Origin of the sequence: Allocatelliglobosispora scoriae (assembly GCF_014204945.1) — a bacterium.
GTDB lineage: Bacteria > Actinomycetota > Actinomycetes > Mycobacteriales > Micromonosporaceae > Allocatelliglobosispora > Allocatelliglobosispora scoriae.
The window spans coordinates 3,050,144-3,075,193 of sequence record NZ_JACHMN010000002.1; the positions used below are offsets into that span (position 1 = coordinate 3,050,144).

The following is a 25,050-nucleotide window of genomic DNA, read 5'->3' on the forward strand; positions in this document are numbered from 1 at the left end:
ATCCACCGGACCCCTGAAGGTCCGGCGCGGCTGGGAGCCACCGGTGCGACAGTGTCCACCAGCGTTACGGCCCGTCACCGGTGGTGAAACTGTGCTCCAATCAGCGTGCCTGTCGACGGGTCCCCCGTCAAGACCTTCCCGAGTGGGTCGAGGTCCCAGATTGGTTCCGCAAGCGCCGGGGCTCGACATTTCCCCGGAAGAGAAGATTGACTCGCATTCTGCGAGAACAATGTGAAGCGTGCCTCGTTTACGTCACTTGCACCTTTTGGCCCGGAATACCCCCTGGGGACAGGCCGTCGTGAACGGCGCTCTGGTGTGGTTCGGGGCCCAATTGGCGTACGCCGCCATCACCACACAGGTATGGAGAATTACGGAGAGTGACGTTCCTCCGGTATCGGGGATGCTCTCCCCGTGGCTGCGGTGGGATGTCGTCCACTACATCGCCATCGCCGAGCACGGTTACCGGGCCGACTATTCGCCGGCCTTCTTCCCGGCGTACCCCCTGATGATCCGGGTGATCGACCCGGTGCTGCCGGGAGGCGCGCTGGTGGCCGCGATGGCGATCTCCAGCGCGTCCTGCCTCGGTGCGCTGATCCTGCTGCACCGGCTCGCGGAGGCCGAGTTCGGCCGGGATGTCGCCCAGCGGGCGGTCTTCTACCTGATGGCCTTCCCGATGGCGTTCTTCCTGATCACGGGCTACAACGAGGCGCTCTTCCTGATGTTGAGCATCGCCGCCGTCTACGCCGCCCGTCGCGGCGCCTGGTGGGTGGCGGGTCTCGCCGGAGCCGCCGCGAGCGCCACCCGCATGTTCGGCATCCTGCTCCTGCTTCCGCTCACCCTCGAATATCTCAGGCAGCACCACTGGCAACTGAAAGGCCCCAACAGCCTCAAACCTGATGTACTGGCCCTGGCGCTGGTCCCGACAGGCCTGGCGGCCTACGCAGCCTTCTGCTGGCGCTCCTTCGGCGACCCGCTCGCCTTCTCCCACGCGCAGCGCTACTGGGACCGCACCTATGCCTGGCCCGGCCAGCCGATCCTCCAGGCCCTCGACAAACTCCAGCACTACCCCGCCCTCTCCAGGAACGGTGTCGGCACCATCCTCGACATAGCAGCGGTCCTGCTGGCAGCCCTGCTCATCACCTTCACCGCCGTCGGCCCCTGGCGCTTCCGCAGAGACCAACTGGCCCTCACCCTCTGGGCAGCCCTCCCCCTCCTCCTCATCCTCTCCACCTCCGTCGGTTTCGGCCGCCCCCTGATGTCCACCCCCCGCCTCTTCCTGGAACTGACCCCCGCCTTCCTGGTCCTGGCCCGCATGGGTAGGAACATCGCCATCGACCGTCTCTACCTCCTCACCGCCATAGCCCTCCAATCCACCTACTTACTGGCCTTCCTCACCAAGAAAGGCTTCGTCGCCTAGGACCGGCAGCCCTGGCGCCGCCGCATGCGCCGGCACCCGATAACCCCCATCAGGTCGACTCAACGAAAACGGGCCACCGTCGGGCGAAACAAACCCGACCCGGTGACCCACCCGGCTCTTGGGGCGGGGATCGACCCGCGCCGGGATCAAGCCTGACCGCCCAGAGCGGGTCGATCCCCGCCCCAAGAGCCCACGCACACGCGCACACAGCAAAGCGGCCGACCATCCGCAAGGACGATCGGCCGCTCAGACGAGCAGAATTACTTGAGCTTGACGGAAGCGCCCTCGGCCTCGAGCTTGGCCTTGGCCTTGTCAGCCGTCTCCTTGTTGACCTTCTCCAGGATCGCCTTCGGCGCGGCCTCGACCACGTCCTTGGCCTCCTTCAGGCCCAGGCCGGTGAGCTCACGCACGACCTTGATGACCTGGATCTTCTTGCCACCGTCCGACTCGAGGACGACGTCGAACTCGTCCTGCTCCTCGGGCTGGTCGGCGGCGGCAGCGCCACCGCCACCACCGGAGGCGGCGACGGCGACCGGCGCGGCGGCCTTGACGTCGAAGGTGGTCTCGAACTCCTTGACGAACTCAGAGAGCTCGATGAGGGTCATTTCCTTGAAAGCGTCGAGGAGGGCCTCGTTGCTCAGCTTCGCCATGTTAGGCGTCCTTTCCAGCTACTGAAAAATGATCGTGAACGACGCAGCGTCAGGCTGCGGCGTCCTCCTTCTCGCGCTTGTCCTGCAGTGCGGCGACCGTACGAACGGCCTGCGACAGCGGCGCCTGGAACAGGGCGGCAGCCTTGCTCAGGTTGGCCTTCATCGCGCCGGCCAGCTTGGCCAGCAGCACATCACGGGACTCAAGATCAGCGATCTTCGCAACTTCCGCCGCGGTGATCGCCTTGCCCTCGAAAACGCCGCCCTTGATGACGAGGAGCGGGTTGGCCTTCGCGAACTCGCGCAGGCTCTTCGCCGCCTCGACCGGGTCGCCGGAAACAAAGGCGAGCGCGGTAGGACCGGTGAACAGCTTGTCCAGGCCCTCGATGCCCGCGTCGGTGGCTGCACGCTTGGCAAGGGTGTTCTTCGCGACCGTGTAGGTCGTCTTGCCCAGGGTGCGCCGCAGCTCGGTGAGCTGCTTCACGGTGAGGCCACGGTATTCGGTCAGCAGGGTGGCCGGCGCGTTACGGAAATTCTCGGTGAGCTCCGCAACGGCAGTGGCCTTGTCCGACCGAATCGGCTTGTCCGCCATGTCCCTCCTCTCTCGATGCTCCGAGCTGATCGTCCCGGACCCGCAAACGAGAAACGCCCCGGCGCAGGGCGCACGGGGCTTCGGCGCACTGAAGCGCCGGTGGCTGACCGTTCATCCTGCGCGGGCCGCCCGCTCGTTGGCGGGGCCTTCGACCGCGCCGGAGCGCGGTGACCAGCGGTCTATGGGTGAAACTTCAGCAAACGATACGCAGGCCCGACCGGAAACACCAAATCGGGCGGGCCGGAAACGAGGAAGGGGTTGCCCACATCACGTGGGCAACCCCTGCACAGCTTGCGTATGGCTTACGCCTCCGCGGGAACCTCGTGGAAGTTGCGCGTCACGTTGGGGTCGACCGGGATGCCCGGGCCCATCGTCGTGGCGACGGTGACCTTCTTGAGGTACTTGCCCTTGGCCGCGGACGGCTTGGAGCGCAGGACCTCGTCGAGGACGGCGGCGTAGTTGTCGATGAGCTGCTCGGTGCTGAACGACGCCTTGCCGATGATCAGGTGCAGGTTGGAGTGCTTGTCCACCCGGAAGGTGATCTTGCCGCCCTTGATCTCGGTCACGGCCTTCGTCACGTCCATGGTGACGGTGCCGGTCTTGGGGTTCGGCATGAGACCGCGCGGGCCCAGGATCCGCGCGATCCGGCCGATCTTGGCCATCTGGTCCGGCGTCGCGATGGCGGCGTCGAACTCCAGCCAGCCCTCCTGAATCCGGGCGACGAGCTCGTCGGTGCCGACGACGTCCGCGCCGGCGGCCTGCGCCTCCGCGGCCTTCTCGCCGGCTGCGAAGACGATGACCCGAGCGGTCTTACCCGTACCGTGGGGCAGGTTGACCACGCCACGCACCATCTGGTCCGCCTTACGCGGGTCGACACCGAGGCGCATCGCGACCTCGACCGTGGCGTCGAACTTGGTGGTGGTGGTCTCCTTGGCCAGCTTGATGGCCTCGGCGGGAACGTAGAGGGAGTTGCGGTCGATCTTGGCCGCACTCGCCTTGTAAGCCTTGCTTAGCGACATCTTTCTCAAACTCCTGTGGTCGGTGTCGAACCGCGGTCCGCGGTTCTCCCACGTATCTCTGGTCGGGCGATTTCCTCAGGCGAGGAGATCAGTCGGTGATGGTGATGCCCATCGAGCGGGCGGTGCCCGCGATGATCTTCTCGGCCTGGTCCAGGTCGTTGGCGTTCAGGTCGGACATCTTCTTCTCAGCGATGTCACGGACCTGGGCGCGGGTGACCTTGCCGACCTTGTCCTTCTGCGGGACGCCGGAGCCCTTGGGCACACCCGCCGCCTTGATCAGCAGACGCGACGCGGGCGGCGTCTTCAGCACGAAGCTGAAGGTGCGGTCCTCGTAGACGCTGATCTGCGCGGGGACGATGTCGCCACGCTGGGCTTCGGTCTGGGCGTTGTACGCCTTGCAGAACTCCATGATGTTGACGCCGTGCTGACCGAGCGCGGGACCCACGGGCGGAGCCGGGGTGGCCTGGCCGGCCTTCAGCTGAAGCGTGAACGTCTTGACGAGTTTCTTCTTCTTCGGAGGCATGTCTCTTCCTGGGACTCTTGGTGTTTGCACCGATGACCGGCCTAGACAACCGCATGCACGGTCAGCACTCGGCAGAGGCCGGACGTTCCACCCTACCGCACGGCAAAGCCTCCCCATTCATCGAGGAGGCCCGGCCGTACGTGATGGGTAACTCAGATCTTGGAGACCTGGTTGAAGTTGAGCTCGACCGGCGTCTCACGACCGAAGATCGAGACCAGGACCTTGAGCTTCTGCTGGTCGGCGTTGATCTCGTTGATCGTGGCCTGTAGCGACGCGAAGGCGCCGTCGGTCACCGTCACCGAGTCGCCGACCTCGAAGTCGAGCACCTTGATCTCGGGCTTGGACTTCTTGCCGGCGTCGGTGGAGACCGCCGGGGCGAGCCACTTGAGCACCTCGTCGAGGCTGAGCGGCGCGGGGCGGTCGGCCCGATCGGTGGCGCCCACGAACCCGGTCACACCGGGGGTGTTGCGCACACACGAGTAGGACTCCGGCGTCAGGTCCATCCGAACCAGGATGTAGCCCGGGAAGACCTTGTTCGTGACCTGCTGGCGCTTGCCGTTCTTGATCTCGACCTCTTCGCGGGTCGGCACCTCGACCTGGAAGATGAACTCCTCCATGTCGAGGCTCGTGATCCGGGTCTCGAGGTTGGTCTTGACCTTGTTTTCGTAGCCCGCGTAAGAGTGGACGACATACCAGTCGCCCGGCGCGAAGCGCAGCTTCTGCCGCAGCTCGGCGACCGGGTCAAACGGAGCGTCCTCGTCGTCCACCACTGCGACGGACGACGTGGCAGTGGTGGCCTCGCCGGTCTCGTCGATCTGGGCGGTCTCGTCGTACTCAGGCACGCTCGCTCACTTCCGTCGAATATGTCAGCTGTTGCCGAAGACGAACAGCACGACCTTGGCAAATGCGACGTCGATGGTGCCGACGACCGTCAACATGATCGTCACGAACACCACCACCACCGCGGTGTAGGTCAGCAGGTCCTTGCGCGTCGGCCAGATGACCTTACGCAGCTCGCTGACGACCTCGAGGAGGAAGCGCCAGATGCGGCCAGGGATGCCGCCGATCCAGGCGAAGAAGCGAGTGATGACGTTGCCGTCAGAGCGCGATGCGCTCTTCTTCTCCTCGGCCTTCGGCCGCGCCTTGGTTGCTGCGGCGCTGCGGGACCGTCCTGCCGGCGCGTCGTCCTCGGCATCGGAGGCGTCATCGTCGATAGCGTCGTCGAACACGTCGTCAACGTGCTCCTCCGCGGCGTCCTCACCGCGTCGATTGCTCTCGGCCACTTCGCCCTACTTCCATATCGCGGGGGGTGTGAGCGTTGCTCTCGGTGCGCCCGTGAGGCGCACCTTTCTGCTACCACTCTGTCACGCTGCCCGGCCGTCCGACAGGGACAGCCGAAACCACCCGAGTCGGAAGGCCGAAGCCGCAGGGGCGACAGGACTCGAACCTGCAACCTGCGGTTTTGGAGACCGCTGCGCTACCAATTGCGCCACACCCCTGTGCGGGAAGGTCACCATTCAAGCCGCTTCAGCAGCTCGAACGGGTCACTCACCCCACGGCGGACCAGTGTACGGGTAGCTAGCCGCCGCGTCCAACCCGGTAGCCGCTTTCTATATCCGGACGGCCGCCTTCGCCTGAGCCAAGATCTTTTCACCCTGGCACGTGGCGGTCAGATCAAGCTTCGCCACCCCGTCGGCAACCTGCTTGACGACGGCGGTGAACTCGACCGCGGTGCCCTCCTCGGTGTCCGGAACCGGCACCGGACGGGTGAATCGGACGCCGAAATCGACCAGCGAATCCGACCTGCCCGCCCAAGCCGCCACAGCCCGCCCGGCGAGCGCCATCGTCAGCATCCCGTGCGCGATGACACCGGGCAGCCCGACGCCCTCAGCGGTCCGCTGGCTCCAGTGAATGGGGTTGAAGTCCCCGGAGGCACCCGCGTAGCGAATGAGATCCGCCCGGGTCACCTGGAAGACCTGAACCGGTAGCTTCTGGCCCACCTCGAACATCAGACCGCCCCTTCCTCGTGCGACTCACCGCGGATGACGAGCTTGGTCCAGACGCTGCCCACCGGCTCTCCGGCCGTGGTCACGATGTCGAACCGGCTGGTCAGGAAGTCATGGCCGCCACGGGACAGGATGTCCTCGATCGAGGCGTGCACGACCAGTTCGTCCCCCGCGACCACCGGGCGCACATAGGTGAAGCGCTGGTCCCCGTGAACCACCCGGCTGTAGTCGACGCCCAGGCCCGGGTCGACCACGATCTGGCGGTTCGCCGCCGTCGCGATGATCGTCAGGAACGTGGCCGGCGCCACGACGTCCGGATATCCCAGGGCCTTGGCTGCCTCGACGTCGTGATGGATCGGATCGGAGGCGCCGATCGCGTCCGCGAACTCCCGGATCTTCTCGCGGCCGACCTGATAAGCGGGGTGCGGCGGGTAAACCCGGCCGACAAACGACTGGTCCAACGGCATGGCGAGAACTTACCTGGTGCGGGAACGCCAAAAAGCGGTCACCCTGGTGGGTGACCGCTTTTTGATCAGAGCTGGACCGGGACTACCGGGTCTCGCGGTGCGCCTGGTGCTTGCCGCAACGCGGGCAGAACTTCTTCAGCTCGATGCGGTCCGGGTCGTTACGGCGGTTCTTACGCGTGATGTAGTTGCGCTCCTTGCACTCCACACACGCCATCGTGATCTTCGGACGTACGTCAGTCGCCTTAGCCACCGGAGTGCCTTCCTCGCATGCTCACCACTGCGGTCGCAGTGCTTACCAGTTCAGCGCACCAGCCTAATGACGGCGACACGCAAACGCAAAAACGCTGCTCGATCGCGATGCGAATCTCACAGTGTCTTGGTAGCGGTGGCCGGAATTGAACCGGCGACACAGCGATTATGAGCCGCTTGCTCTGCCATCTGAGCTACACCGCTTCGGCGGGCTCTCGCGAGCCCCGTCGGAGCCCCCTTACGGAATCGAACCGTAGACCTTCTCCTTACCATGGAGACGCTCTGCCGACTGAGCTAAGGGGGCGTGCGCTTCGCTTTCGCGCTGCGCGCCTCGGTAAGAGTACACGTTCACCCGGGCCGTGCGAAATCCGGATATGCCCGCGCGTCGTCCCGGCCCGAGTGGGTCAGCCGACCGCGCGCAACCTGCGCAATTCCCCGGTCGGGCTCGGCTCCGCGTCGGTACGCGCACCGAGCCACGCCTCCAGCCGCTCATAGGGCAGCGGGCGGCTGAAGAGGAACCCCTGACCGATGTCGCACCCGATGTCGGCGAGCAGGTCGAGGGTGAGCTCGCTCTCCACGCCCTCGGCCACGACGGCGAGCCCGAAGTGCCGGGAGATGTCGACCACGGCCCGCACGATCGCGAAATCGCCCGCGTCGGTCGCCATCCCCTGCACGAAGGTCCGGTCGACCTTCACCTCGTGCACCGGCAGCCGCCGCAGATAGGACAGCGACGAGTAGCCCGTGCCGAAGTCGTCCACGGAGAGCCGCACGCCCATCTCGTAGAGGCGGCGCAGCGTGGGCAGCGGCCGGTCCTCCTCGCCGACGAAGCCGTCCTCGGTGATCTCCAGCGTCAGCCGGTCCGGCGAGACGCCGTGCTCCTGGAGGAGCTCCTCCACCCGCAGCGGGAAGTCCGGATCCACCAGGGTGCGCGGGGAGAGGTTGACGGCCACGCCCAGCGGCCGGCCCGCGTCGACCCACTGCCGAGCACGCATGAGGCCCGCGGCGAGCACAGCCTCCGTCAGGCGGCCGAGCTGACCGGTGTGCTCCGCGACGGCGACGAAGTCCTCCGGGGCCACCGAGCCGTGCGTCGGGTGCTCCCAGCGGGCCAGGCACTCCACGCCGACGAGATGCCGGTCACGCAGGTCGACCTTGGGCTGGAAGTAGACCTCGAGATCGTTGTTGTCCAGGGCGCGGCGGAGGTCACCGGCGAGGCCTAGTCTGCGTACCGACCGGGATTCCATGCCGAGGCTGAAGAGCTGCACGCCTGACGCGCTGGACTTGGCCGCATAGGTCGCGAGCTCGGCGCGCTGCAGCAGCGTCGCGGGCTCCGTGCCGTGGTCGGGGTGGACCACGATGCCGACCGCGGTGTCGACGTCGAGCGTGAGGGTGCCGAAGGTGAGCGGTTTCTGCAGCTGGCGGCGCAGGGTCGTGGCGAGCGCCATCGCGGCCTCGGCGTTGGCGACCCGCATCGTGACGACGAACTCGTCACCACCGGAGCGGCCCACCAGCGCGGCGGAGGGCGCAGAACCCCGCAGTCGGCTCGCCACCTCGGCCAGCAGCCGGTCACCGGCCGCATATCCCAGCGAGTCGTTGACGTCGCGAAGCGAGTCGACATCGAAGAGCAGCACCGCGACCACCTCGCCGGGTGCGCGGACCTTGACCGACTCCTCCAGCGCGGCGGTGAGCCGGCGCCGGTTGGGCAGCGAAGTCAACGCATCGTGGTAGGCGTCGAAGCGCAACCGCTCGACGAGCCGCGAATTCTCGACCGCGACCGCGGCGTGGGCGGCGACCGCCTCGAGCAGCCGCACGTCGCCCGGTCCGAACCCGGTGAACTCACCCATCCGGCTGGAGACCTCCAGGCAGCCGATCACCGCCGAGCCTGCCTTGAGCGGGACCACGATCAGGTCCTTGACCCCGGACTCCCGCAGCTGGGCCAGCCGGTCGTCCTCGCCGAGCTTGGCGCCGATCGCGATCGTCTCGCCGCTCTCGATGGCGGCCTTGCGGATCGAGTCGGGTGTGGCGACCACGTCGAGCAGGCCCAACGCGTCGACGCGGGCCGTGAGCAGCACGTCCGGGAACCGGCCCTGCGCCGGCAGCCACAGCGTCGCCGTCTCCGCCGCGAGAACCGTGCGCACGCGGCTCAGCAGGACATCGGTGAGGGTCCCGTCGTGCGGGGTGTCGGCGATCGCCCGGGTGATGTCATAGATCTCGCTCAGCGTGCGGTGCTGCCGCAGGAACTGCGCGTAGGACCGGTAGGCGAGCGCGAACACCGCGACGACGAAGCCGAGCAGCAGGACCGCCCAGCCGCTCTGCTGGAGCACGATCAGGATGACCAGGCCGACCGTGATGTTGATCAGGGTGGCGATGACCGAGGGGATGGCCGTGGCGGCGATCTCCTGCGAGGTCATCCGTCCCTGGACGACGGCGATGACGGCGACGACCGCGGCCACGTTGATCGCGGCGCTCGTGAAGACCGCGGCGGCGAGGACCAGCCAGCTGCGCGGATCCTCGAGCTTCAAGGGCCCCAACGCGCTGACGACCAGGCAGGCGCAGGTCGTGCTCGCCGCGCTCTTGGCGATGTTGAAGACGCCCTTGACCGGCGCGACCTTGCGGCGCATCTGGGTGACGACGGAGGCCGCCACCCGGACCAGCAACAGCGTGATCGGTGGCAGGACGAAGAGACCCAGCAGCAGCGGTATCTCGGAGAGCGACATCAGCACGGTGTCGCGTCTGACCTCGAAGCTCAGCGTCACCGTGTCGGCAGCGACACAGACGGCGAAGAAGACGAGAGCCCAGCCCCACTTGCCGATGGGCTCGTGGGAACGGATGCTGAGGATGGCCGCGAGCGAGGCTGCTATCAGGGTGAGTTGGCCCGTGATTAGCCAAGCCAGCTCAGTGCGACGTCGCACCAGTCGCACCGCTCGCGCCATGGGACACCTTTCACGGGCCGACCACCACGATCAGCCCCGGGCGATCAGGCCCAATCAGTCTCGATGAGCGATTCTTCCCGACCAGTCGACAGTTGCACACTGGCGGTGGTTTCCGTAACTGTAGCCGAGTCGGCACCGGGACCCGCCCAGTCCACCTCATCAGTGTGCAAAACGGCGATTCCACCAAAGAGAGCAGCGCCGAATGAAACAGCCATGGCGCCTGCCGCGAGTCGGCGACGCAATCTTTCTTTACGCATCTGCGGCTCCTGAATCAGCTCTGCCTCAGGTTGCAATGAGGGCTGGGGGCATCCTGCCACAGTTGTAGCCGACAGCGAAAGTCCGCAGCCGTGCCACGCCACGCTCACCGGGAATTATGGACCTTCGGTGGGTTTTTGTCGACCCATTAGGTCAGCTAGTTGGGCAACCCTAAAGTGGTGACTTTGCAGGAATCTATCGATAATTGGTGAACTGCAAGGCTAGCCCGAAGTCTTCCGACTTCAAGAGCGTCATGGTGTCCTGAAGATCGTCCTTCTTCTTGGCGGACACCCGCAGCTGATCTCCTTGAATCTGCGCCTGAACGCCCTTGGGGCCCTCGTCACGGATCTTCTTGCTGATCGCCTTGGCCTTCTCCTGATCAATGCCTTGAATGATCTTGCAATCGATCCGGTAGCCCTTGCCCGAGGTCCGCGGCTCGCCCGGTTCAAGTGACTTGAGCGAGATGTTCCGCTTGACCAATTTCTCCTTGAAGACGTCGAGGGCCGCCTTGACCCGGTCCTCGGTCTCCGCCGTGATGAACAGCGCCTCCTCGCCGGACCACTCGATCGCGGCCGACGTGCCCCGGAAGTCGAACCGGGTGGTCAGGTCCTTCTCGGTCTGGCGAAGGGCGTTGTCGACCTCCTGCCGATCAACCTTGCTGACGATGTCGAACGACGGGTTGGCCGCCATCTTCTTCACTCCTCGTATCCACGGAGATATGTGCCGGTTATGCAGCCTAACCCTCCGCGCGCGAAGCCGCGTCACGGCCACCCGACGCGCCCGACGTGATCTGTGGCCAACCCGGTTGCGCGGATGGGGATGTGTGCCGTTATCCTTGCTGAGGTTCTTGGCGGGTTGCCCGAGCGGCCAATGGGAGCGGACTGTAAATCCGTCGCGAAAGCTTCAGAGGTTCGAATCCTCTACCCGCCACCACCAGCAAGAACACGGCCCGGACCAGCGGAAACGCTGACCGGGCCGTTGCATGCCCGAGCATGATCGCGCTGTTTCCCGGAACTACGGCCTACCCCCGCGCTGGGAAGGGGCTGTTTCCGGGAAGCAGCACGATCACGCGGCGGAAGCCGGAAAGCAGCGCGATCACGCGGCAGGCAGGAAGCACCAGCGTCAACGCCGAGCTCGCGACCGCCCCTTGGCCACAGGCCGAGCAGCCGACGCACCCCAGTGGGCCGGCCTGGTGAGCGACGGTGGCAGCTTCGTCGCCGCATCGCCCCGGGCGGAGTCGAGCTGCGACTGGATCAGGAAGATGCTGCTGCTCAGATCAGCCCCACCAAGCTCCGCACCCCGGCAGTCGGCCCCGATCAGATCCGCCATCCTCAGGTCGGCCCCGCGCAGATCAGCCCCGATCAGATAGGCGCCCCGCAGATTAGCCCCGCGCAGGTCGGCTCCCCGAAGCTTCGCCCCGATCAGATCGGCACCACGCCGCTCGAGCCGCTTACCCGGCGCGCCGGCCCGGACCAGCGAGCTGACCCGCAGCAGGAGATCGTTCACCTCGCCCCGGTGCCGCGGCAGGTCGACGGCGAGCACCTCCTCGGGCGAGCCCTCCGCGAACCCCGAGGTCACGGCGATCAGCGCAGCGAGTTCCCCACGGAGCGGGTCCACCGACACCAGCCCCAGCGCCTCGGTCAGGTAGTAGAGCAGTTCGTGGAGCTGCCGCATCACCGGGAACACGTCGAACATGGGCTTGGCGAGCTCAGGCGATCGCCGCCAGTCCCGCCCGCCGAAGGTGATCTGGGAGATCTGCTGCCCGGCACCGAAGCAGTCGAAGACCGTGCAGCCGGGGAAGCCCTTCTCTCGCAGGCTGGTGTGGATGCCGCAGCGGAAGTCGGTCCGCAGGTTGGGGCAGGCGTGCCCGGCCGGCTTGTCGATGGCGAAATCGGCCGAGGCCGCGAAGGCGGGGGCGACACAGCACAGTCCGAAACAGTTCGCGCAGTCGGCGCGCAGTTCGCGCGCCACCGGAGACTCGGCCACGCGCTCACCCTACCGAGGGTGCCCTCTTCGGGGAGGCAGCCCGCCTCCCCGAAGTGCCCGTCACGCGCGGGAGACCGCCACCGCCCGGGCGATCGATCCGGTGGGCAGGGCGGCGACGACGGCGGCCGTGCCCACCGCCAGGCCGGCGAAGAGGAACGCGAACGGGACCCCGCCGGGGCGGTCGACGATCAGCCCGCTCACCGCACCGCCGACGGCGCTCGCCGAGACGCCGGTGGTGACGACCCAGGTGTATGCCTCGTTCAGCATCGCGCCGGGCGCGATGAGGCCGACCAGCGAGTTCTCCACGGTCAACGCCGGTGCGATCGTGGCACCGCCGAGGACGAGCGCCACACCCAGCGCCGCCGGTCCAGGCATGATGGCGAGTACGCCGAGACTGCCCGCGACTCCCGCCAGCAGCAGCGCGAACTGCCGTGACGGCGCCTTGGCGGGCCGACGGGTCCCGAACCAGAGCCCGCCGACGGCGCTGCCGATGCTCCACACCGCGAGCAGGACGGCACCGACCGTTTCGGGGCTCTCGACGACGTGCGCGGTGGCGTACGCGGGGACGGCGACACCGATCGCACCGAACGCCGTGCCGAGTCCCGCCACGCAGAGCAGCAGTGCGGGGAAGCCCGGCGTGCGCAGCGGACCGAGCCCGGTCGCCCGGTGCTGCCGCTCGTGTGGCTTGACCTGCCGCATCGCCTTGCCGAGCGCGACGGTCAGGGTGCCGATGAGCGTGACGACGGCGGCGACGCCGATCGCGAAGGCCGGTGTGGCGAGCGCGATGGCACCGGCGACGAGCAGCGGCCCGAGTACGAACACGATCTCGAAGATCGAGGTCTCGGCGGCGAGCGCGGTCTGACGCAGCGCTGAGCGTCCGGTGGCGGGCTCGGTGAGCGTGCTCCAGACTCCCCGGATCGCGGCGGTCAGCGGCGGGTAGGTGGCTCCGGCGAGGGCACTCATCACGTAGATGAGGGCGAGCGCGTCGCCACCGCCCCGGCTTGCGAGGAGGAGGCCGACGAGCGCGATCGGGTGCGCCACGGCGAGGGTCGCCAGGACCGGCGCGGGGCCGATCCGGTCGGCGATGCGCCCGGCGATGGGCGAGAAGGTCGCCCCGGCGAGGGCGTAGATACCCGCCGCGACGGCCGCCGGTGCGTAGGCGCCCGTCTTGTGCTGCACGAGCAGCAGCAGGGCGAGGGTCGTCATGCCGATGCCGAGCCGGGCGAACATGCCCATGAGCAGCAGCATGCGCGCTCCAGGGATTCGCCAAACTCCTACATACTGCTTGAACGCTGTCATGTGCCACCTCCCGGGCATAGAAAAATCGCCCCTTCCTATGTAAGGAGCGAACGACCTTGTGATCATAACAACAGCACCCCGGGGCACCTACTGAAAGGCCCCGGGGGTGTGGCAACTCACCGCGTACCCACCTAATAGGCGAGGGGATCCGCGGCGAGCGAGCGGAGGTGGGCACCGATGGCCCGCGCGCGCTCCACGGCGGCCGACCTGTTCTGGTCGAGCGCGTCGGCGAGCGCGGCGAGCTGACCGCTCGGGAGCAGATCGAGGCCCTGGCCGCGCAGCGGAAGCTTGGTGATCCGCCCGGAGCGCTGGTCGGTCGCGACCAGCGCGGGTACGCGCACCGTCGACCGCTGATGGTGAGTCCCGTGATCGTGGTGCTGGGAGTAGTTGATGCCGCCCATCGCGATCTCGGCGGTCGAAAGGTCCACCGCTCGGCTGAGGAAGGCTCCACGCCGGGTGAGCACCGTGCCGTCCAGCCAGGCCGCCTCGCGCCAGATCCGCAGCAGCAAATAGCACCCGACCAGCGCAAACGGGACCCCGCAGAGTCCGATCATCTTGAAGACCCCCGCTGCGAGCGACCCAGCGGAGTCGACGGCGCCCACGTCGGGACCGATCGGGTCCGCCGCGCCGGGGAAGCCGATGAGGTCCGGCTCGCCCGTGTCGAGCGGCGTCGTGAGGGCGTCGGTGAACCCGAAGGCGAAGATCACGAAGAAGACGCTCATGCCGACGAAGACGAGAGCGATCACCGACGACAAAACCTTCATCCCCAAGGGGAGACCGATCGAGAGGTGGATACGCTGCGAGGGCTGCATGACCAGCGAGATTACAACATTCTCGCCAGCCCGACAGCCCTCGTTCGCCGAGGTCAGCGCAGGTACTGGATGGGTCCGGAGTTGGCCGCCATCAGTTCGAGGCGACGGACCCGGTCCTCCATCGGCGGGTGGGTCGAGAAGAGCTTCGCGATGCCGCCGCCGCTGAACGGGTTGGCGATCATCAGGTGCGCCGTGCTGGTGAGCTGGCCGTCCGCGGGGAGCGGCAGCCGCTGGGCGCCGTAGTGGATCTTCTTCAACGCGTTCGCCAGCGACAGGGGGTCGTTGGTGAGCGCGGCGCCCGAGGCGTCGGCCTGGTACTCACGGCTGCGGCTGATCGCGAGCTGGATGATCGACGCCGCCAGCGGGCCGAGGATCAGCATCGCGATGAAGACCGCCGGGTTGGGGCCGTCATCGTCGTCGCTGCTGCCGAAGGGGAGGAACCAGGCGAGCTGGGCCAGCATGGTGATGATGCCGGCGAGCGCGCCGGCGACGCTGGAGATGAGGATGTCGCGGTTGTAGACGTGCGACAGCTCATGGCCGATCACGCCGCGCAGCTCGTTGTAGTCGAGGATCTGGGTGATGCCCTCCGTGACGCAGACCGCCGCGTTCTCGGGGTTGCGGCCGGTGGCGAAGGCGTTGGGCTGCGAGGTCGGGCTCATGTAGAGGCGGGGCATCGGCTTGCCCGCCTGCTGGGAGAGCTCACGAACCATCTGGTAGAGCGCGGGGAACTGCTGCTCCGTGACGGGCTGGGCGCCCATCGAGCGCAGGGCGAGCTTGTCGGAGAAGAAGTAGCTGACACCGTTCATCACGAGGGAGATGACGACGGCGATCATCAGGCCGGTGCTGCCCCCGAGCCAGTAACCCACCGCGAGGATCATCGCGGTGAGCAGGCCGAGCAGGGCGGCCGTCTTGAGCCCGTTGTGGTGGCTGTGCACGATCACTCCAATCGAACTTCGCTGACACAGATGGGAACCGGTGGTCGCCGCTCCATCATCCCCAGATGCGCTGAGAATCACCTGTGAGGTGATGTCCGAATTATCGCAATTGAGCGCTGCGCCACATTTGAAGGTGAACTGCTATGTTTCCTCGCAGGTAACCAGAAGACTGAACTGCATGGCAGTCCTGACCACCAACCCCATCGGGGTTCGCAAGGCACGGCCGGCTCCCACGATGCGACGCGGCGTCAACCGGAGTGGCCAGGCGGTCGTCAAGCGGGCCTGGCGCATCAGCCGCCCCATCATCTTCCAGGTCGGTCTCGCGATCGTCATCTCGGTCGTCCTGGCCAGCCTGATCGGCCACGACCGGCCGATCGGAGCACCGCTCTTCGCCGTCGCCACCCTCGAACTCGTCTGCGCCAAACGGCACCGGCACATCGCCTGGATGATCCTGGGTATCGCGATCGGCCTCACGCTCACCGCCGTTCTGATCGGCTACCGCTCGGTCGGCTGGGTCGCGGCCGACATCGCGATCGGCGTGATCACGGCCTTCGTCATCGCCTTCGCCACGACACCCCGAAACGCCGTCGGACTCGTCGGCGAGAGCCTCGACCCGCTGCTCACCCGGGTCGCCACCAACGTCCGCGCCGTCGCCGGTGCGCTGCGCGACAACGACACCACGGCGGCGGCAGCCGCCGTCTACGACCTGGTCGAGACCGAGCAGGACCTCAACCGCCTCGACGAGGTGCTGATGCAGGTACGCCGGTCCGCGATCATCACGCTCTGGACGACGGGACAGGACCTCGCGGTCCACACGACGACCGCTCGGGAGATCGGCTACGCCGTGCGCAACATCCGGGTCATGGCACGCCACTCCTGGTGGGGAGTGCTGCGGGGACGTGAGCGGGTGCCGGTGGCGCTGCCGCAGATGCTCGACGCGCTCGCGGACGGGATCGGCGTACTCCGTGACGAGATCAACCGGGGCGGCCGTCTCAGCACCGCTCGGCCGCTGCTGATCTCGGCGTCCCGCTGGATCGACGTGGTCCGGCAGGAGCGCCCGGGCATGGCCGCTGCGGCTGTGGCGTCCGACGCCGACGCGGCGGTGCTCAACCTGCTGATCGCGACCGGCATGCCGGTCGTCGAGGCCGACGACAAGCTCCACCGCCCTCTCACGTAGGCAGCGTGATCGCGTTGTTTCCAGGATTTAGTCCCCATTGCATGCGCGGAAGGGGCTTACTTCCGGGAAACAACGCGATCATGACGTGCGGACCCGCGCATGATCTTGGTCCGCGACGCGCTCAGGGGGTGGGGCGCTCGATGGGCAGGGACAGGGATCGACGCGCCAGCAGCGTCCCGCCGGCCACTGCCGCAGGCATGATCAAGACCGCGCCCAGCGGGATGAGGAAGCACACGAACACCCCGGCGCCGAACCCGACCGCCAGCGCCCGGTGCCCGGCCAGCGCCCGCCGCCGATCCTTCAACCGCAGCCCGCGCCGGTTGAACGCCACCCCGACCAGCTCGACCGCGAGGAACCAGCCACCCACCAGCGCCCCGAGCACCGGTACGACCGTCTGCCCCACCACCGGGATGAACCCGGCGGCGAAGAGCGGCACGCCGATCAGCAGCGAGATCGCCAACATCCGCAGCGCGTCCTTGAGCGAGCGGAACATGCTGCGCCACCACGGCAGGTCGACCGCGTCGGGAACCCCGCCGAAACCGTCCTCGACCTTCTCCGAGATCGCCTCGTAGAACGGGTCCCCGATCAACAGGGTCACCGCGGTGAAGGTCAGGATCCAGATCAGCAGGCCGACGCCGACGAGCCCGACACCGGCGGTGAGCCGCATCGCCTGGCGGGCGGTGGTCGACCAGTCGTCGGCGTACCAGGTGACCAGCACCGACAGGTCGTCCAGGAAGTAGATCATCGTGCCGAGGGCGGCGGCGAAGACGAGCATCGCGATCACCGCCGGGATCAGGCCGAGCAGCAGCAGTCGGGGGCTGCGCGCGTACATGCCGATACCGCGGAACAGGAGACCGACGCCGCTGAAGAACGACGAGACTGTTGCCTTCACGGCGTGAAGCTACCCCAGTCAGGCCAGCTTCACGCGTACCCGTCGATTGGCCTTGCCTTTGCTCTCGACCTTGACGACCTGGAGCCGGCCGATCTGCGCGGTGGACGCGACGTGCGTCCCGCCGTCGGCCTGGGTGTCCAGGCCGACGATGTCGACGATCCGGACCTCCTGCTCGTCGGGCGGGATGAGGTTGGACTGAGTGCGGATGATGTCGGGCAGCGCGAGCGCCTCATCGCGCGGCAGCACCTTGGTGGTGACGCTGCGATCGGCGGCGACCTCCGCGTTGACCAGCTCCTCCAGCCGCGCCTTGAACCCCTCGGGCACCTCGGGCAGGTTGAAGTCCATCCGCGCCTCGCCGGGCTCCATGTTGCCGCCGGTGACGAGCGCGCCGAAGTCGCGGAAAACGACGCCGCAGAGGACGTGCAGGCCGGAGTGGGTGCGCATGAGCAGCGTGCGGCGCTCGTCGGCGATCGCCCCGACGACCGCCGTGCCGACGGGCGGCAGCGGGTCACCCTCGGCCGGGATCAGGTAGAGGTCGTCGCCCTTGCGGGTGCCCTCGATCCGGGTCTGCACGCCCTGCCAGAGCAGCACGCCGTGGTCCGGCGGCTGACCGCCGCCACCGGGGTAGAACGCCGACCGGTCCAGCACGATCCCGGTCTCCGGGTCCGCGGCGACGACCACGCACTCCCACTCGCGCAGGGTGGGGTCGAGAAGATCCAAGCGGTCGGTACGCCCATGGCTGCTGATGCCCATGGCGAAAGACTACTGATTGAGAAACGCCGAGATGCGCTCGCGTAGGTCGGCCCGCTCGGTCCACAGGATCGTCGGCCGGGAGTAGACGTGCAGCTCCGCCGAGGGCAGCACCTCGGCGAGCTCCTCGGCGATCGAGACGGGGTGCAGCTCGTCGCCCTGGCACGCGATGATCAGGGCGGGTGCGTCGACGTGGCGCAGCGCCTCCCGATCGTCGATCGCGACCTGGTCGGCGAGCGCGCCGAGCTCCTCGGAGAGCCCGTCGCGCATCAGCGAATCGAGCCGCTGGCGGACATAGGCCCAGCCGGTGGCGGCGTTGCGGAAGGTCTTGGGCACCTCGGCGACGAGCTGCGTCGCGACAGCACCGACATCGCCGCTCGCCACGGCGTCGAGAAGTGCCAGGAAGCGCTCCCGGGCGGCGGCGGACCGGGGCACGTCGAGCACGGCGGGCAGGATGAAGACGAGCCGTTCGAACCGCTGCGGCGACTCGGTGAGCAGGCGGCAGAGCGCACCGGCACCGAGGCTCATCCCGAGCGCCCGCGTCGCACCGGAGAGGTCCGAGACGGCCCGCAGGTCCCGGGCGAGGTCGGCGTATGTCCAGTCACCGTCCGGCGCCGACGAGCGGCCGTGCCCGCGGAACTGGAAGAAGACCCGGCGGCCCTCGACCGCACTGCCGTAGACCCTGGTCTCGGCGATGCCCTGGCCGAGCCCGTGGGCGAAGATCGTGACCGGATCGCCGAGCCCGGTGACCATGCGTTCGAGGTCGGCACCGTGCGGCGTCGCCACCAGCTCGGTCGGCAGGGCCGGCGGAACCGGTCGGCCCGCTCGCGGCGAGACGTTCCTCGGCTTCATGTAGCGCGGCGCTCCGTCCGGCGGCGGCGGCCAGCGGAACTGACTCACCAGCGCCCCTCCAGCAGCTCCTTGATCCCTGCTCGGACGTCCAGGAGATAGAAGAGCGTGCAGCCGGTGAAGATGAGGCCGAGCGGGATGACGCTGATGCCGCCCGCGACACCAAAGATGATCATGATTGGGACGCCCACGATCAGCAGGCCCAGCCAGCCGCCCTTGGGCAGCGTGCCGATCGCGGTGAAGGCATCAGGACGCTGGGCGACGCAGTGGATGATCGCCCACACGGTGAGAGCGAGCATGATGCCGACCAGGACCGCGTCGATCCCGAACATGACATTCTCGTAGAACATGACCCCAGCGTATTGCAACAACGGCGGCCGTAGCGAAAAGCTCCGGCCGCCGTTTATCCATGCTCGTTACTTGGTGGTGCTCCCGTTGCCCTTGGGCTTGCGGGGAGCAGCCGGCTTGACCGGCTTCTCGACGGTGCCCTCGACGACCGGCGCGGCCTCGGCGGCCATGGTCTCGACGACGGTCGTCTCCGCGGCTGTCGCGGCGGCCTCGGGGTCGATGTCGGAGACCTTCGGCTCGGCCGTCGCACCGGCGTGCTCCGGCACGACGACCTTCTCGCCGCGGGCGACGAGGTCGTCGTAGAGCTTCATGGCGCGCTCGGTGACGGTCTGCGCGCCGGTGACGAGAGTCGTGCGGATCTTCTCGATGTCGACCTTGGTGGTCAGCTCGGCGGCCTTGTCGGTCGCCTGGGCGCCCAGCTCCGCGGCCTTCGCCTTGAGCTTGCCGGTCTCCCCCGTCGCGTCGGCCCGGAAGGCGTTGAACTGCCCGCCCGCCTGCGTCCGCAGGGTCTCCGCCTTCTGCGAGGCCTGCGCGCGGAACTCGGGAGCCCGCTCGCGCAGCTTCTCCGCCTCGGCACGGAGCTTGTCGGCGTACTCAGGGAGCTTGCGGAGCTGCTGGTACGCCAGGTCGCCGATGCCTGCCGCGGCGTAGACCGCGCTCGGGTACTCGTTCTTCTCGGTGGTGTCGGACTTCGGTGTGGTGGTGGCGTTCACGACTGCTCCCCCTTCTGAGGTGCTGCTTCGCTCTGAGTGGATTCTTCCGCCGCGCGATCGTTTTCGCGGCGGAACGTCTCGTAGATCTGGGTGAGGGACTGCTTCTGCGCTGTCGTCAGACCGGGGTCGACGGCGATCGCCGCCAGGACGCCCTGGGTGTCGTCGGTGCCGAGCAGGCCCGCCCGCAGATACATCGCGGGGGTGGAGACCCGCAGCGCCTGGGCTATCGAGGCCAGCACCTCGGCGCTGGGCTTGCGCAGCCCGCGCTCGATCTGGCTGAGATAGGGGTTGCTCACGCCGGCCTGCTCCGAGAGCTGGCGCAGCGAGATCTTCGCGTTTTCCCGAAGATCCTTGATGAATGCGCCGATGTCCTGCACGCAACCCATCGTAAGCTGGCTTGCTAGCTCCAGCAAGCGTTTTGCTAACAAGTGCTAGCGGTCACAGATCAGGTCACGAGGAGCCGCGTCCCCGGTCACGTTTTGCAGCAAAGCGTGGCCTCGCGACGCGAAATGGCCACGCTTTGCTGCAAAACGTGACCGGGGTTGGCGCGGTCGGGCACGGCTCGGCGGGCCGGGCTCGGGGTGCGGCTACCAGGTGGAGCGGACCTCGCCGACGGGGTTGCCGCCGCCGAGGAGCGGGACCCGGTCGAGCTTCGCCAGGACCGGAGCGGTCACGCCGAGGCGGCGCAGCGCGCTCGCGACGACGGGCATCCGGGCCCGCATCTGGCCGTCGTCGATCTTGAGGGCGACAGCCCCGACACCGGGGATCGCCACCGCGTGCACACCCTCCGCGCCGCCCTTGGCGAGCAGCCCGGCAACACCGCTCATCAGCAGGTCGTCGCTCTGACCGGTGCCGGAGACGAGGTCGGGGTGGGCGCGCATCGCATCCGCCACGCTGCGCTCCGCCGAACCGGCTTCGGCCGAGACGAGCCGCAGGAAAGCCGTCGCGAGCGCGGTCAGCGAGAACGCCAGCACCGGCGCGCCGCAGCCGTCGATCCCGGTCGCGGCGATCGGCTCCCCCGCGATCTCGGCGACCGCGTCGGTGATCCGCTCCTGCAGCGGGTGCTCCGGGTCGAGGTAGCCCTCCGGCGACCAGCCCGCCGCACGGCAGGTCAGCAGCATCCCGGAGTGCTTGCCCGAGCAGTTCATGTAGACGCGCTCGGCGTGGCCGCCCGCCGCGAGCACGGCGTCCCGCGCCGGGATGTCGAGCGGCAGGTCGGCCGGGCAGCGCAGCAGGGACTCGTCGAGCCCGGCACCGGCGAGCAGCGCCCGGACCCGCGAGATGTGGAACTCCTGGCCGTAATGGCTGGCCGCGATCAGGGCCAGATCGGCCGGGTCGGCGAGGCTCAACCCTGCCCGGAGCATGCCGACGGCCTGCATCGGCTTGCTCGACGAGCGCGGGAAGATCGGGCCGGTGATGTCACCGACGGCGTCGACGGGGCGGCCGTCCGCGCCGAGCACCACCACGGAGCCCGTGTGGAACCCCTCGGTGAACCCCGAACGCACAACCTCGGCGAGCCGCTCGCCACCCCGGTATACCTCAGCCATGCGGTAAGCCTAACGATCATTCAGGTGTGACGCGCCACTCACCTCGGTGCACGACCTCCGCGATGCCGCGCCGACCGCGCTTGAGCGACGGCGACTTGCGGTCCGGCGCCCGGTAACCCACCGACACGGCGCCGATCGGCGTATAGGCCGCGGGGACGCCGAAGGCAGCGCGGAAGTCGTCCATGCACTCCGGGGGTACGCCGAAGAAGCACGCCCCCAGCCCCTCGTCGACCGCCGTGAGCAGCATGAGCAGCGCCGCCATGCCGGTGTCGATGTCCCAGTAGGGCACCGGCCAGCGGGATTCGTCGCGATCGGTCCAGCCCTTGTCGTCCTCCGCATAGCGATCGAGGTAGGCGGACTTGTTCGACAGCGGGACGATGATCACCGGTGCCGTACGCATGCCGACGAGCCACGTGGACCACACGTCGGAGCCGGCCGGGGTCGACGACGCCCAGAAGCGCTCCCGCTGCTCCGGAGTGTCGAGGACGAGGAAGGCCCAGCCCTGGGAGAACCCCGCCGACGGCGCTCGGATGGCGTGCTCGAGGAGCTTGTCGACGATCTCCGACGGGACCGGGCGATCCGGGTCGTAGGTGCGCACCATCCCGCGTTTGCGCACGACGTCGGCGAACTCCATCGTTACCTCCCGATGCCCCACTGGCCGCGCCAGGACTGGCCCGGCTCCAGCACGATCAGATCCCGTCCTGACCGTAGCGCGTCGGGCGGGCAGGTCATGGGCTCCGCGGCAACGGAGCGGCGGCGGCGGTCGCCGGTCGCGGTGTCGGCCGAGTAGATCTGCCACCAGCGGAAATTCTCGTCGGCCCAGACCCGGGTCGTCTCGCCCGACGGCGCCGACAGCGTCACCTCGCTGCGACCCTGCTCGTCCGGGACGACCCAGCCGAAGGCGAGGTCGAGGTGCACGTCGCCGATCCGCTTGGGGGTGGCGTAGTCCCACTCCGTGTCGGCGATCTTGGCGGCACCGATCGGCAGACCGCGCGAGTCGAGCAGCAGCCGGGTCCGCCCCGGTACGCCGAGCAGCGCCTCGTCGACCGACCCGCCGGGCGGCAGCAGGTAGGGGTGCGCGCCCAGCCCGAACGGGGCCGGGGTGTCGGCGAGGTTGACCGCCTCGTGGGTGACCGTGATCCCCTCGGCGGAGATCTCATAGCGGTTGGTCAGGTGCAGCGACCAGGGGTAACCGGGCTGGGCGTGCAGGTCGAGCTCGATGGTGACCGCGTCGGGGGCCTGCTCGACGAGGCGCCACGACACCCAGCGGACGAGTCCGTGGATCGCCGTGTGGCTCACCGGCTCGGAGAGCGGCAGCTGGTAGGCGTTTCCCTGGAACGTGTAGCGGCCGTCACGCAGGCGGTTGGGCCACGGGGCCAGCACCTGACCGGCTCCGCCGGGGCAGAGGTCAGCCTCGGCGTACCCGTCGAGGATCTCTCGGTCTCCGGCGCGATAGGCGCGCAGGCCACCGCCCACCTCGACCACGACGGCCTGCTGATCTCCGGACGAGATCGTCCACTGTGCTCCTGACGGCGATCTTTGCATGGGAGCGACCCTACCGGGCTGCCTCGGCCCGGGTGTAGCGAGTGAGGGTAGGCATGGCCAGGGCGAGCAGCGCCGCCGCGATCGCGCAGACGATGCCGCCGCTGACCCAGGAGAATCCGACCCCGATCGTCGCCAGCGCGCCCGCCCGCAGGTCGCCCAGCCGCGGCCCGCCCGCGACGACCGCGGTGAACGCGCCCTGCATGCGGCCCCGCATCTCGTCCGGCGCGACGGTCTGCAACATCGTGTTGCGGTAGACCGAGCTCACCAGGTCGGCCGCGCCCGCCACCGCGAGCAGCGCCACGACCAGCCACAACTGGCGCGCCATGCCCGCCGCGGCGACCGCGAGCCCCCAGCAGATCACCGCCGCGACGAGGGCCCGGCCCTGGCGGCGGACGTGACCGATCCAGCCCGAGGTGAGCCCGCCGACGACCGACCCCAGCGCCACCGAGGCGTAGAGCCAGCCCAGTGCCGCTCCGCTGCCGCCGAAATACTCGTCGACGAACTCCGGATAGAGCGCCCTCGGCGAGGCGAGCACCATCGCGATCAGGTCGATCGCGAAGGAGCCCAGCAGCAGCGTGCTCCCCGCGATGTAGCGCAGCCCGGCGCCCACGGCCTTGGCACCGCCGCGCAGGTTGCCGCCGGTCGTGGGCAGGCTCGGCAGCCGCCACGCCGCCCAGATGCCGACGGTGAAGAGCAGGGCATCGATGGCGTACGCCGTCTCCAGGCCCGCCTGCCCCGGCCGGACGGTGAAGATGAGACCCGCCACGAGCGGACCGAGCACCGTCGCCGCCTGGACGGTGGTGGAGTTGAGCGTGTTGGCGGCCGGGAGCAGCTCGGGCTCGACCAGCCGGGGATAGATCGCCTGCCGGGTCGGCATCGAGATCGCGACGCCCGACGACTGGAGCGCGACGAGGCAGAGCAGGACGGCCGGGGTCATCGTGTCGGTCAGCGTGAGGAGGAACAGCACCAGCGTCGACGACCAGGTGACCAGCGAGGCGACGATGAGCAGTCGCCGCCGGTCGACGGCGTCGGCGAGCGCGCCGCCCCAGAGCGCGAAGATCAGCAGCGGGACGAACGCGGCGAGCCCCATCATCCCGACCCAGAGCGACGATTCCGTCAGCCGGTAGATCTGCACCGGGATCGCGACGGCCGTGAGCTGGTAGCCGAAGAACGAGATCGCGTTGCCCGTCCAGAGCCGCCGGTAGGCCGGGATCCGCAGCGGACGCGGGTCCAGCATGATCCGCCGCCGGGCGGCTCCGGTGCCGCCGGCTGTGGTGACGGCGGCTTTCGGGTCGCCAGCTTTCGGGTCGGCGGCTTTCGCGCTGCTGGCCTTCGGGTCGGGGGCTTTCGGATCGAGGGCTTTTGGATCGGGGGCTTTCGCATCGCTGGCTGGGGGGTCGTTCGCGGGGGGCGTCACGGCGCCAAGCGTTCCACGATCCACTCCGGGGAACCATTGTGATCCGTGTCCCCCGCCGCGTCTCCCGCCAGGCCTCCTGCCAGTCGAAACCGCAGGCGGTCGTGCATCCGGCTGCGGCGGCCCTGCCAGAACTCGACGCTCGTCGGCCGCACCAGGAACCCGCCCCAGTGCGGCGGCGGGTCGACCTGCGCGGGGAACCGGTCCCCGGCCTCGTCGAAGGCGGCCGTGAGCTCTTCCCGCCCGGCCACCACGCGGGACTGCGGGCTCGCCCAGGCCCCGATCTGCGAGGCGTGCGGCCGCACCGCGAAATACGCCTCCGTCTCGGCGCGGGAGACTCGCTCGACGGTGCCGCAGACGATCACCTGGCGCTGCAACGCATACCAGGGGAAGACGAGGCTCGCGACGGGATTGGCGGCCAGCTCCGTGCCCTTGCGGGACTCGTAGTTGGTGAAGAACGTGAATCCCCGCTGGTCGAAGCCCTTCATGAGGACCGTCCGAGCACTCGGCACCCCCTCCGGGGACGCCGTCGCCACGACCATCGCGTTGGGCTCCAGCACCTGCGCCGCGACCGCGTCGGCGAACCAGCCCGCGAACTGCGTGTGCCAGTCGGCGGCGAGGTCGGTCTCGCTCAGCGCAGCGGTCGCGTAGTCCATCCGCATCCGCGCGAGGTCGGGT

26 protein-coding genes, 4 tRNA genes and 2 pseudogenes are annotated in these 25,050 nt (G+C 68.4%); 3 read left to right on the forward strand and 29 right to left on the reverse strand.

What is annotated here, in order from left to right:
* Positions 1–400 precede the first annotated feature (400 nt).
* Positions 401–1,417 carry a mannosyltransferase family protein gene (locus F4553_RS19400; protein ID WP_184838013.1) on the forward strand — a complete coding sequence of 339 codons (1,017 nt, stop codon included), beginning with the start codon at positions 401–403 and terminating at the stop codon, positions 1,415–1,417.
* Between the two features lie 260 nt (positions 1,418–1,677).
* On the opposite strand, the gene rplL is transcribed toward F4553_RS19400, so the two are convergent.
* The 14 genes from rplL to F4553_RS19470 form a co-directional block, all read right to left on the reverse strand.
* Positions 1,678–2,067 (reverse strand): 50S ribosomal protein L7/L12, encoded by a 390-nt coding sequence (gene rplL / locus F4553_RS19405; RefSeq protein WP_184838015.1) that lies wholly within the window; start codon positions 2,065–2,067, stop codon positions 1,678–1,680.
* Between the two features lie 49 nt (positions 2,068–2,116).
* Positions 2,117–2,656 (reverse strand): 50S ribosomal protein L10, encoded by a 540-nt coding sequence (rplJ, locus tag F4553_RS19410; protein ID WP_184838017.1) that lies wholly within the window; start codon positions 2,654–2,656, stop codon positions 2,117–2,119.
* Positions 2,657–2,958: 302 nt separating this feature from the next.
* The gene (gene rplA / locus F4553_RS19415; protein WP_184838019.1) at positions 2,959–3,675 is read right to left on the reverse strand and encodes a 50S ribosomal protein L1; all 717 of its coding nucleotides are present in this window, start codon (positions 3,673–3,675) and stop codon (positions 2,959–2,961) included.
* Between the two features lie 88 nt (positions 3,676–3,763).
* The gene (gene rplK / locus F4553_RS19420) at positions 3,764–4,198 is read right to left on the reverse strand and encodes a 50S ribosomal protein L11 (RefSeq protein WP_184838021.1); all 435 of its coding nucleotides are present in this window, start codon (positions 4,196–4,198) and stop codon (positions 3,764–3,766) included.
* Between the two features lie 152 nt (positions 4,199–4,350).
* Positions 4,351–5,040: a transcription termination/antitermination protein NusG gene (gene nusG / locus F4553_RS19425; protein WP_376776227.1), complete on the reverse strand. Its 690-nt coding sequence runs from the start codon at positions 5,038–5,040 to the stop codon at positions 4,351–4,353.
* A gap of 24 nt (positions 5,041–5,064) precedes the next feature.
* Complete coding sequence (gene secE, locus F4553_RS19430) at positions 5,065–5,481, reverse strand: preprotein translocase subunit SecE (RefSeq protein ID WP_184838023.1); 417 nt, start codon at positions 5,479–5,481, stop codon at positions 5,065–5,067.
* A 143-nt stretch (positions 5,482–5,624) separates the two neighbouring features.
* Positions 5,625–5,697: transfer RNA gene (locus F4553_RS19435), tRNA-Trp, on the reverse strand.
* Positions 5,698–5,808: 111 nt separating this feature from the next.
* Complete coding sequence (locus F4553_RS19440) at positions 5,809–6,207, reverse strand: MaoC/PaaZ C-terminal domain-containing protein (protein WP_184838025.1); 399 nt, start codon at positions 6,205–6,207, stop codon at positions 5,809–5,811.
* On the reverse strand, positions 6,207–6,671 hold the full coding sequence (locus tag F4553_RS19445; RefSeq protein ID WP_184838027.1) for an FAS1-like dehydratase domain-containing protein: 465 nt from the start codon (positions 6,669–6,671) through the stop codon (positions 6,207–6,209). The genes F4553_RS19440 and F4553_RS19445 overlap by 1 nt, the downstream gene beginning before the upstream one ends.
* Positions 6,672–6,753: 82 nt before the next feature.
* Entirely contained in the window at positions 6,754–6,921 is a 168-nt protein-coding gene (gene rpmG, locus F4553_RS19450) for a 50S ribosomal protein L33 (RefSeq protein WP_184838029.1), read from the reverse strand.
* Positions 6,922–7,048: 127 nt separating this feature from the next.
* Positions 7,049–7,124, reverse strand: a tRNA-Met gene (locus F4553_RS19455).
* A 27-nt stretch (positions 7,125–7,151) separates the two neighbouring features.
* Positions 7,152–7,224 (reverse strand) — tRNA-Thr (locus F4553_RS19460).
* A gap of 100 nt (positions 7,225–7,324) precedes the next feature.
* Positions 7,325–9,850, reverse strand: coding sequence for a putative bifunctional diguanylate cyclase/phosphodiesterase (locus F4553_RS19465; RefSeq protein ID WP_184838031.1), 2,526 nt, complete (start codon positions 9,848–9,850; stop codon positions 7,325–7,327).
* Between the two features lie 450 nt (positions 9,851–10,300).
* Positions 10,301–10,795: a YajQ family cyclic di-GMP-binding protein gene (locus tag F4553_RS19470; RefSeq protein WP_184840912.1), complete on the reverse strand. Its 495-nt coding sequence runs from the start codon at positions 10,793–10,795 to the stop codon at positions 10,301–10,303.
* Between the two features lie 159 nt (positions 10,796–10,954).
* On the opposite strand from F4553_RS19470, the gene F4553_RS19475 reads away from it, so the two are divergent.
* Positions 10,955–11,038 (forward strand) — tRNA-Tyr (locus F4553_RS19475).
* A 189-nt stretch (positions 11,039–11,227) separates the two neighbouring features.
* Here F4553_RS19475 and F4553_RS19480 read toward each other — a convergent pair.
* From F4553_RS19480 to htpX, 4 genes are all read right to left on the reverse strand, one after another.
* The gene (locus tag F4553_RS19480) at positions 11,228–12,091 is read right to left on the reverse strand and encodes a pentapeptide repeat-containing protein (protein WP_312875263.1); all 864 of its coding nucleotides are present in this window, start codon (positions 12,089–12,091) and stop codon (positions 11,228–11,230) included.
* 60 nt (positions 12,092–12,151) lie between these two features.
* On the reverse strand, positions 12,152–13,339 hold the full coding sequence (locus F4553_RS19485; protein WP_312875264.1) for an MFS transporter: 1,188 nt from the start codon (positions 13,337–13,339) through the stop codon (positions 12,152–12,154).
* A 182-nt stretch (positions 13,340–13,521) separates the two neighbouring features.
* Complete coding sequence (locus tag F4553_RS19490) at positions 13,522–14,136, reverse strand: hypothetical protein (RefSeq protein WP_184838036.1); 615 nt, start codon at positions 14,134–14,136, stop codon at positions 13,522–13,524.
* 119 nt (positions 14,137–14,255) lie between these two features.
* Entirely contained in the window at positions 14,256–15,137 is an 882-nt protein-coding gene (gene htpX / locus F4553_RS19495; RefSeq protein ID WP_184838038.1) for a zinc metalloprotease HtpX, read from the reverse strand.
* A 178-nt stretch (positions 15,138–15,315) separates the two neighbouring features.
* Between htpX and F4553_RS19500 the strand changes: the two genes are divergently transcribed.
* Positions 15,316–16,314 carry an aromatic acid exporter family protein gene (locus F4553_RS19500; RefSeq protein ID WP_184838040.1) on the forward strand — a complete coding sequence of 333 codons (999 nt, stop codon included), beginning with the start codon at positions 15,316–15,318 and terminating at the stop codon, positions 16,312–16,314.
* 121 nt (positions 16,315–16,435) lie between these two features.
* On the opposite strand, the gene F4553_RS19505 is transcribed toward F4553_RS19500, so the two are convergent.
* The 11 genes and pseudogenes from F4553_RS19505 to pdxH form a co-directional block, all read right to left on the reverse strand.
* Complete coding sequence (locus F4553_RS19505; protein ID WP_312875265.1) at positions 16,436–17,206, reverse strand: EI24 domain-containing protein; 771 nt, start codon at positions 17,204–17,206, stop codon at positions 16,436–16,438.
* A gap of 18 nt (positions 17,207–17,224) precedes the next feature.
* Entirely contained in the window at positions 17,225–17,959 is a 735-nt protein-coding gene (locus F4553_RS19510; RefSeq protein WP_184838041.1) for an alanyl-tRNA editing protein, read from the reverse strand.
* A 9-nt stretch (positions 17,960–17,968) separates the two neighbouring features.
* Positions 17,969–18,856: an alpha/beta fold hydrolase gene (locus tag F4553_RS19515; protein ID WP_184838043.1), complete on the reverse strand. Its 888-nt coding sequence runs from the start codon at positions 18,854–18,856 to the stop codon at positions 17,969–17,971.
* Positions 18,853–19,155, reverse strand: a complete 303-nt coding sequence (locus tag F4553_RS19520; RefSeq protein WP_184838045.1) for a DUF2516 family protein — start codon at positions 19,153–19,155, stop codon at positions 18,853–18,855. The genes F4553_RS19515 and F4553_RS19520 overlap by 4 nt, the downstream gene beginning before the upstream one ends.
* Positions 19,156–19,221: 66 nt before the next feature.
* Complete coding sequence (locus F4553_RS19525; RefSeq protein WP_184838047.1) at positions 19,222–19,866, reverse strand: hypothetical protein; 645 nt, start codon at positions 19,864–19,866, stop codon at positions 19,222–19,224.
* 17 nt (positions 19,867–19,883) lie between these two features.
* A pseudogene (locus F4553_RS19530) lies at positions 19,884–20,252 on the reverse strand (helix-turn-helix domain-containing protein); the annotation flags it as partial.
* Positions 20,253–20,453: 201 nt separating this feature from the next.
* Positions 20,454–21,413: an asparaginase gene (locus tag F4553_RS19535; RefSeq protein WP_184838049.1), complete on the reverse strand. Its 960-nt coding sequence runs from the start codon at positions 21,411–21,413 to the stop codon at positions 20,454–20,456.
* Positions 21,414–21,429: 16 nt separating this feature from the next.
* Positions 21,430–22,047, reverse strand: a complete 618-nt coding sequence (locus F4553_RS19540) for a nitroreductase family protein (protein WP_184838050.1) — start codon at positions 22,045–22,047, stop codon at positions 21,430–21,432.
* Positions 22,007–22,958 (reverse strand): annotated as a pseudogene (locus F4553_RS19545) (aldose 1-epimerase family protein); the annotation flags it as partial. The pseudogene F4553_RS19545 and the gene F4553_RS19540, both read right to left, overlap by 41 nt.
* Before the next feature lie 10 nt (positions 22,959–22,968).
* Positions 22,969–24,195 carry an MFS transporter gene (locus tag F4553_RS19550; protein ID WP_184840920.1) on the reverse strand — a complete coding sequence of 409 codons (1,227 nt, stop codon included), beginning with the start codon at positions 24,193–24,195 and terminating at the stop codon, positions 22,969–22,971.
* Between the two features lie 176 nt (positions 24,196–24,371).
* Positions 24,372–25,034 carry a pyridoxamine 5'-phosphate oxidase gene (pdxH, locus tag F4553_RS19555; protein WP_184840922.1) on the reverse strand — a complete coding sequence of 221 codons (663 nt, stop codon included), beginning with the start codon at positions 25,032–25,034 and terminating at the stop codon, positions 24,372–24,374.
* Between the last annotated feature and the right edge of the window lie 16 nt (positions 25,035–25,050).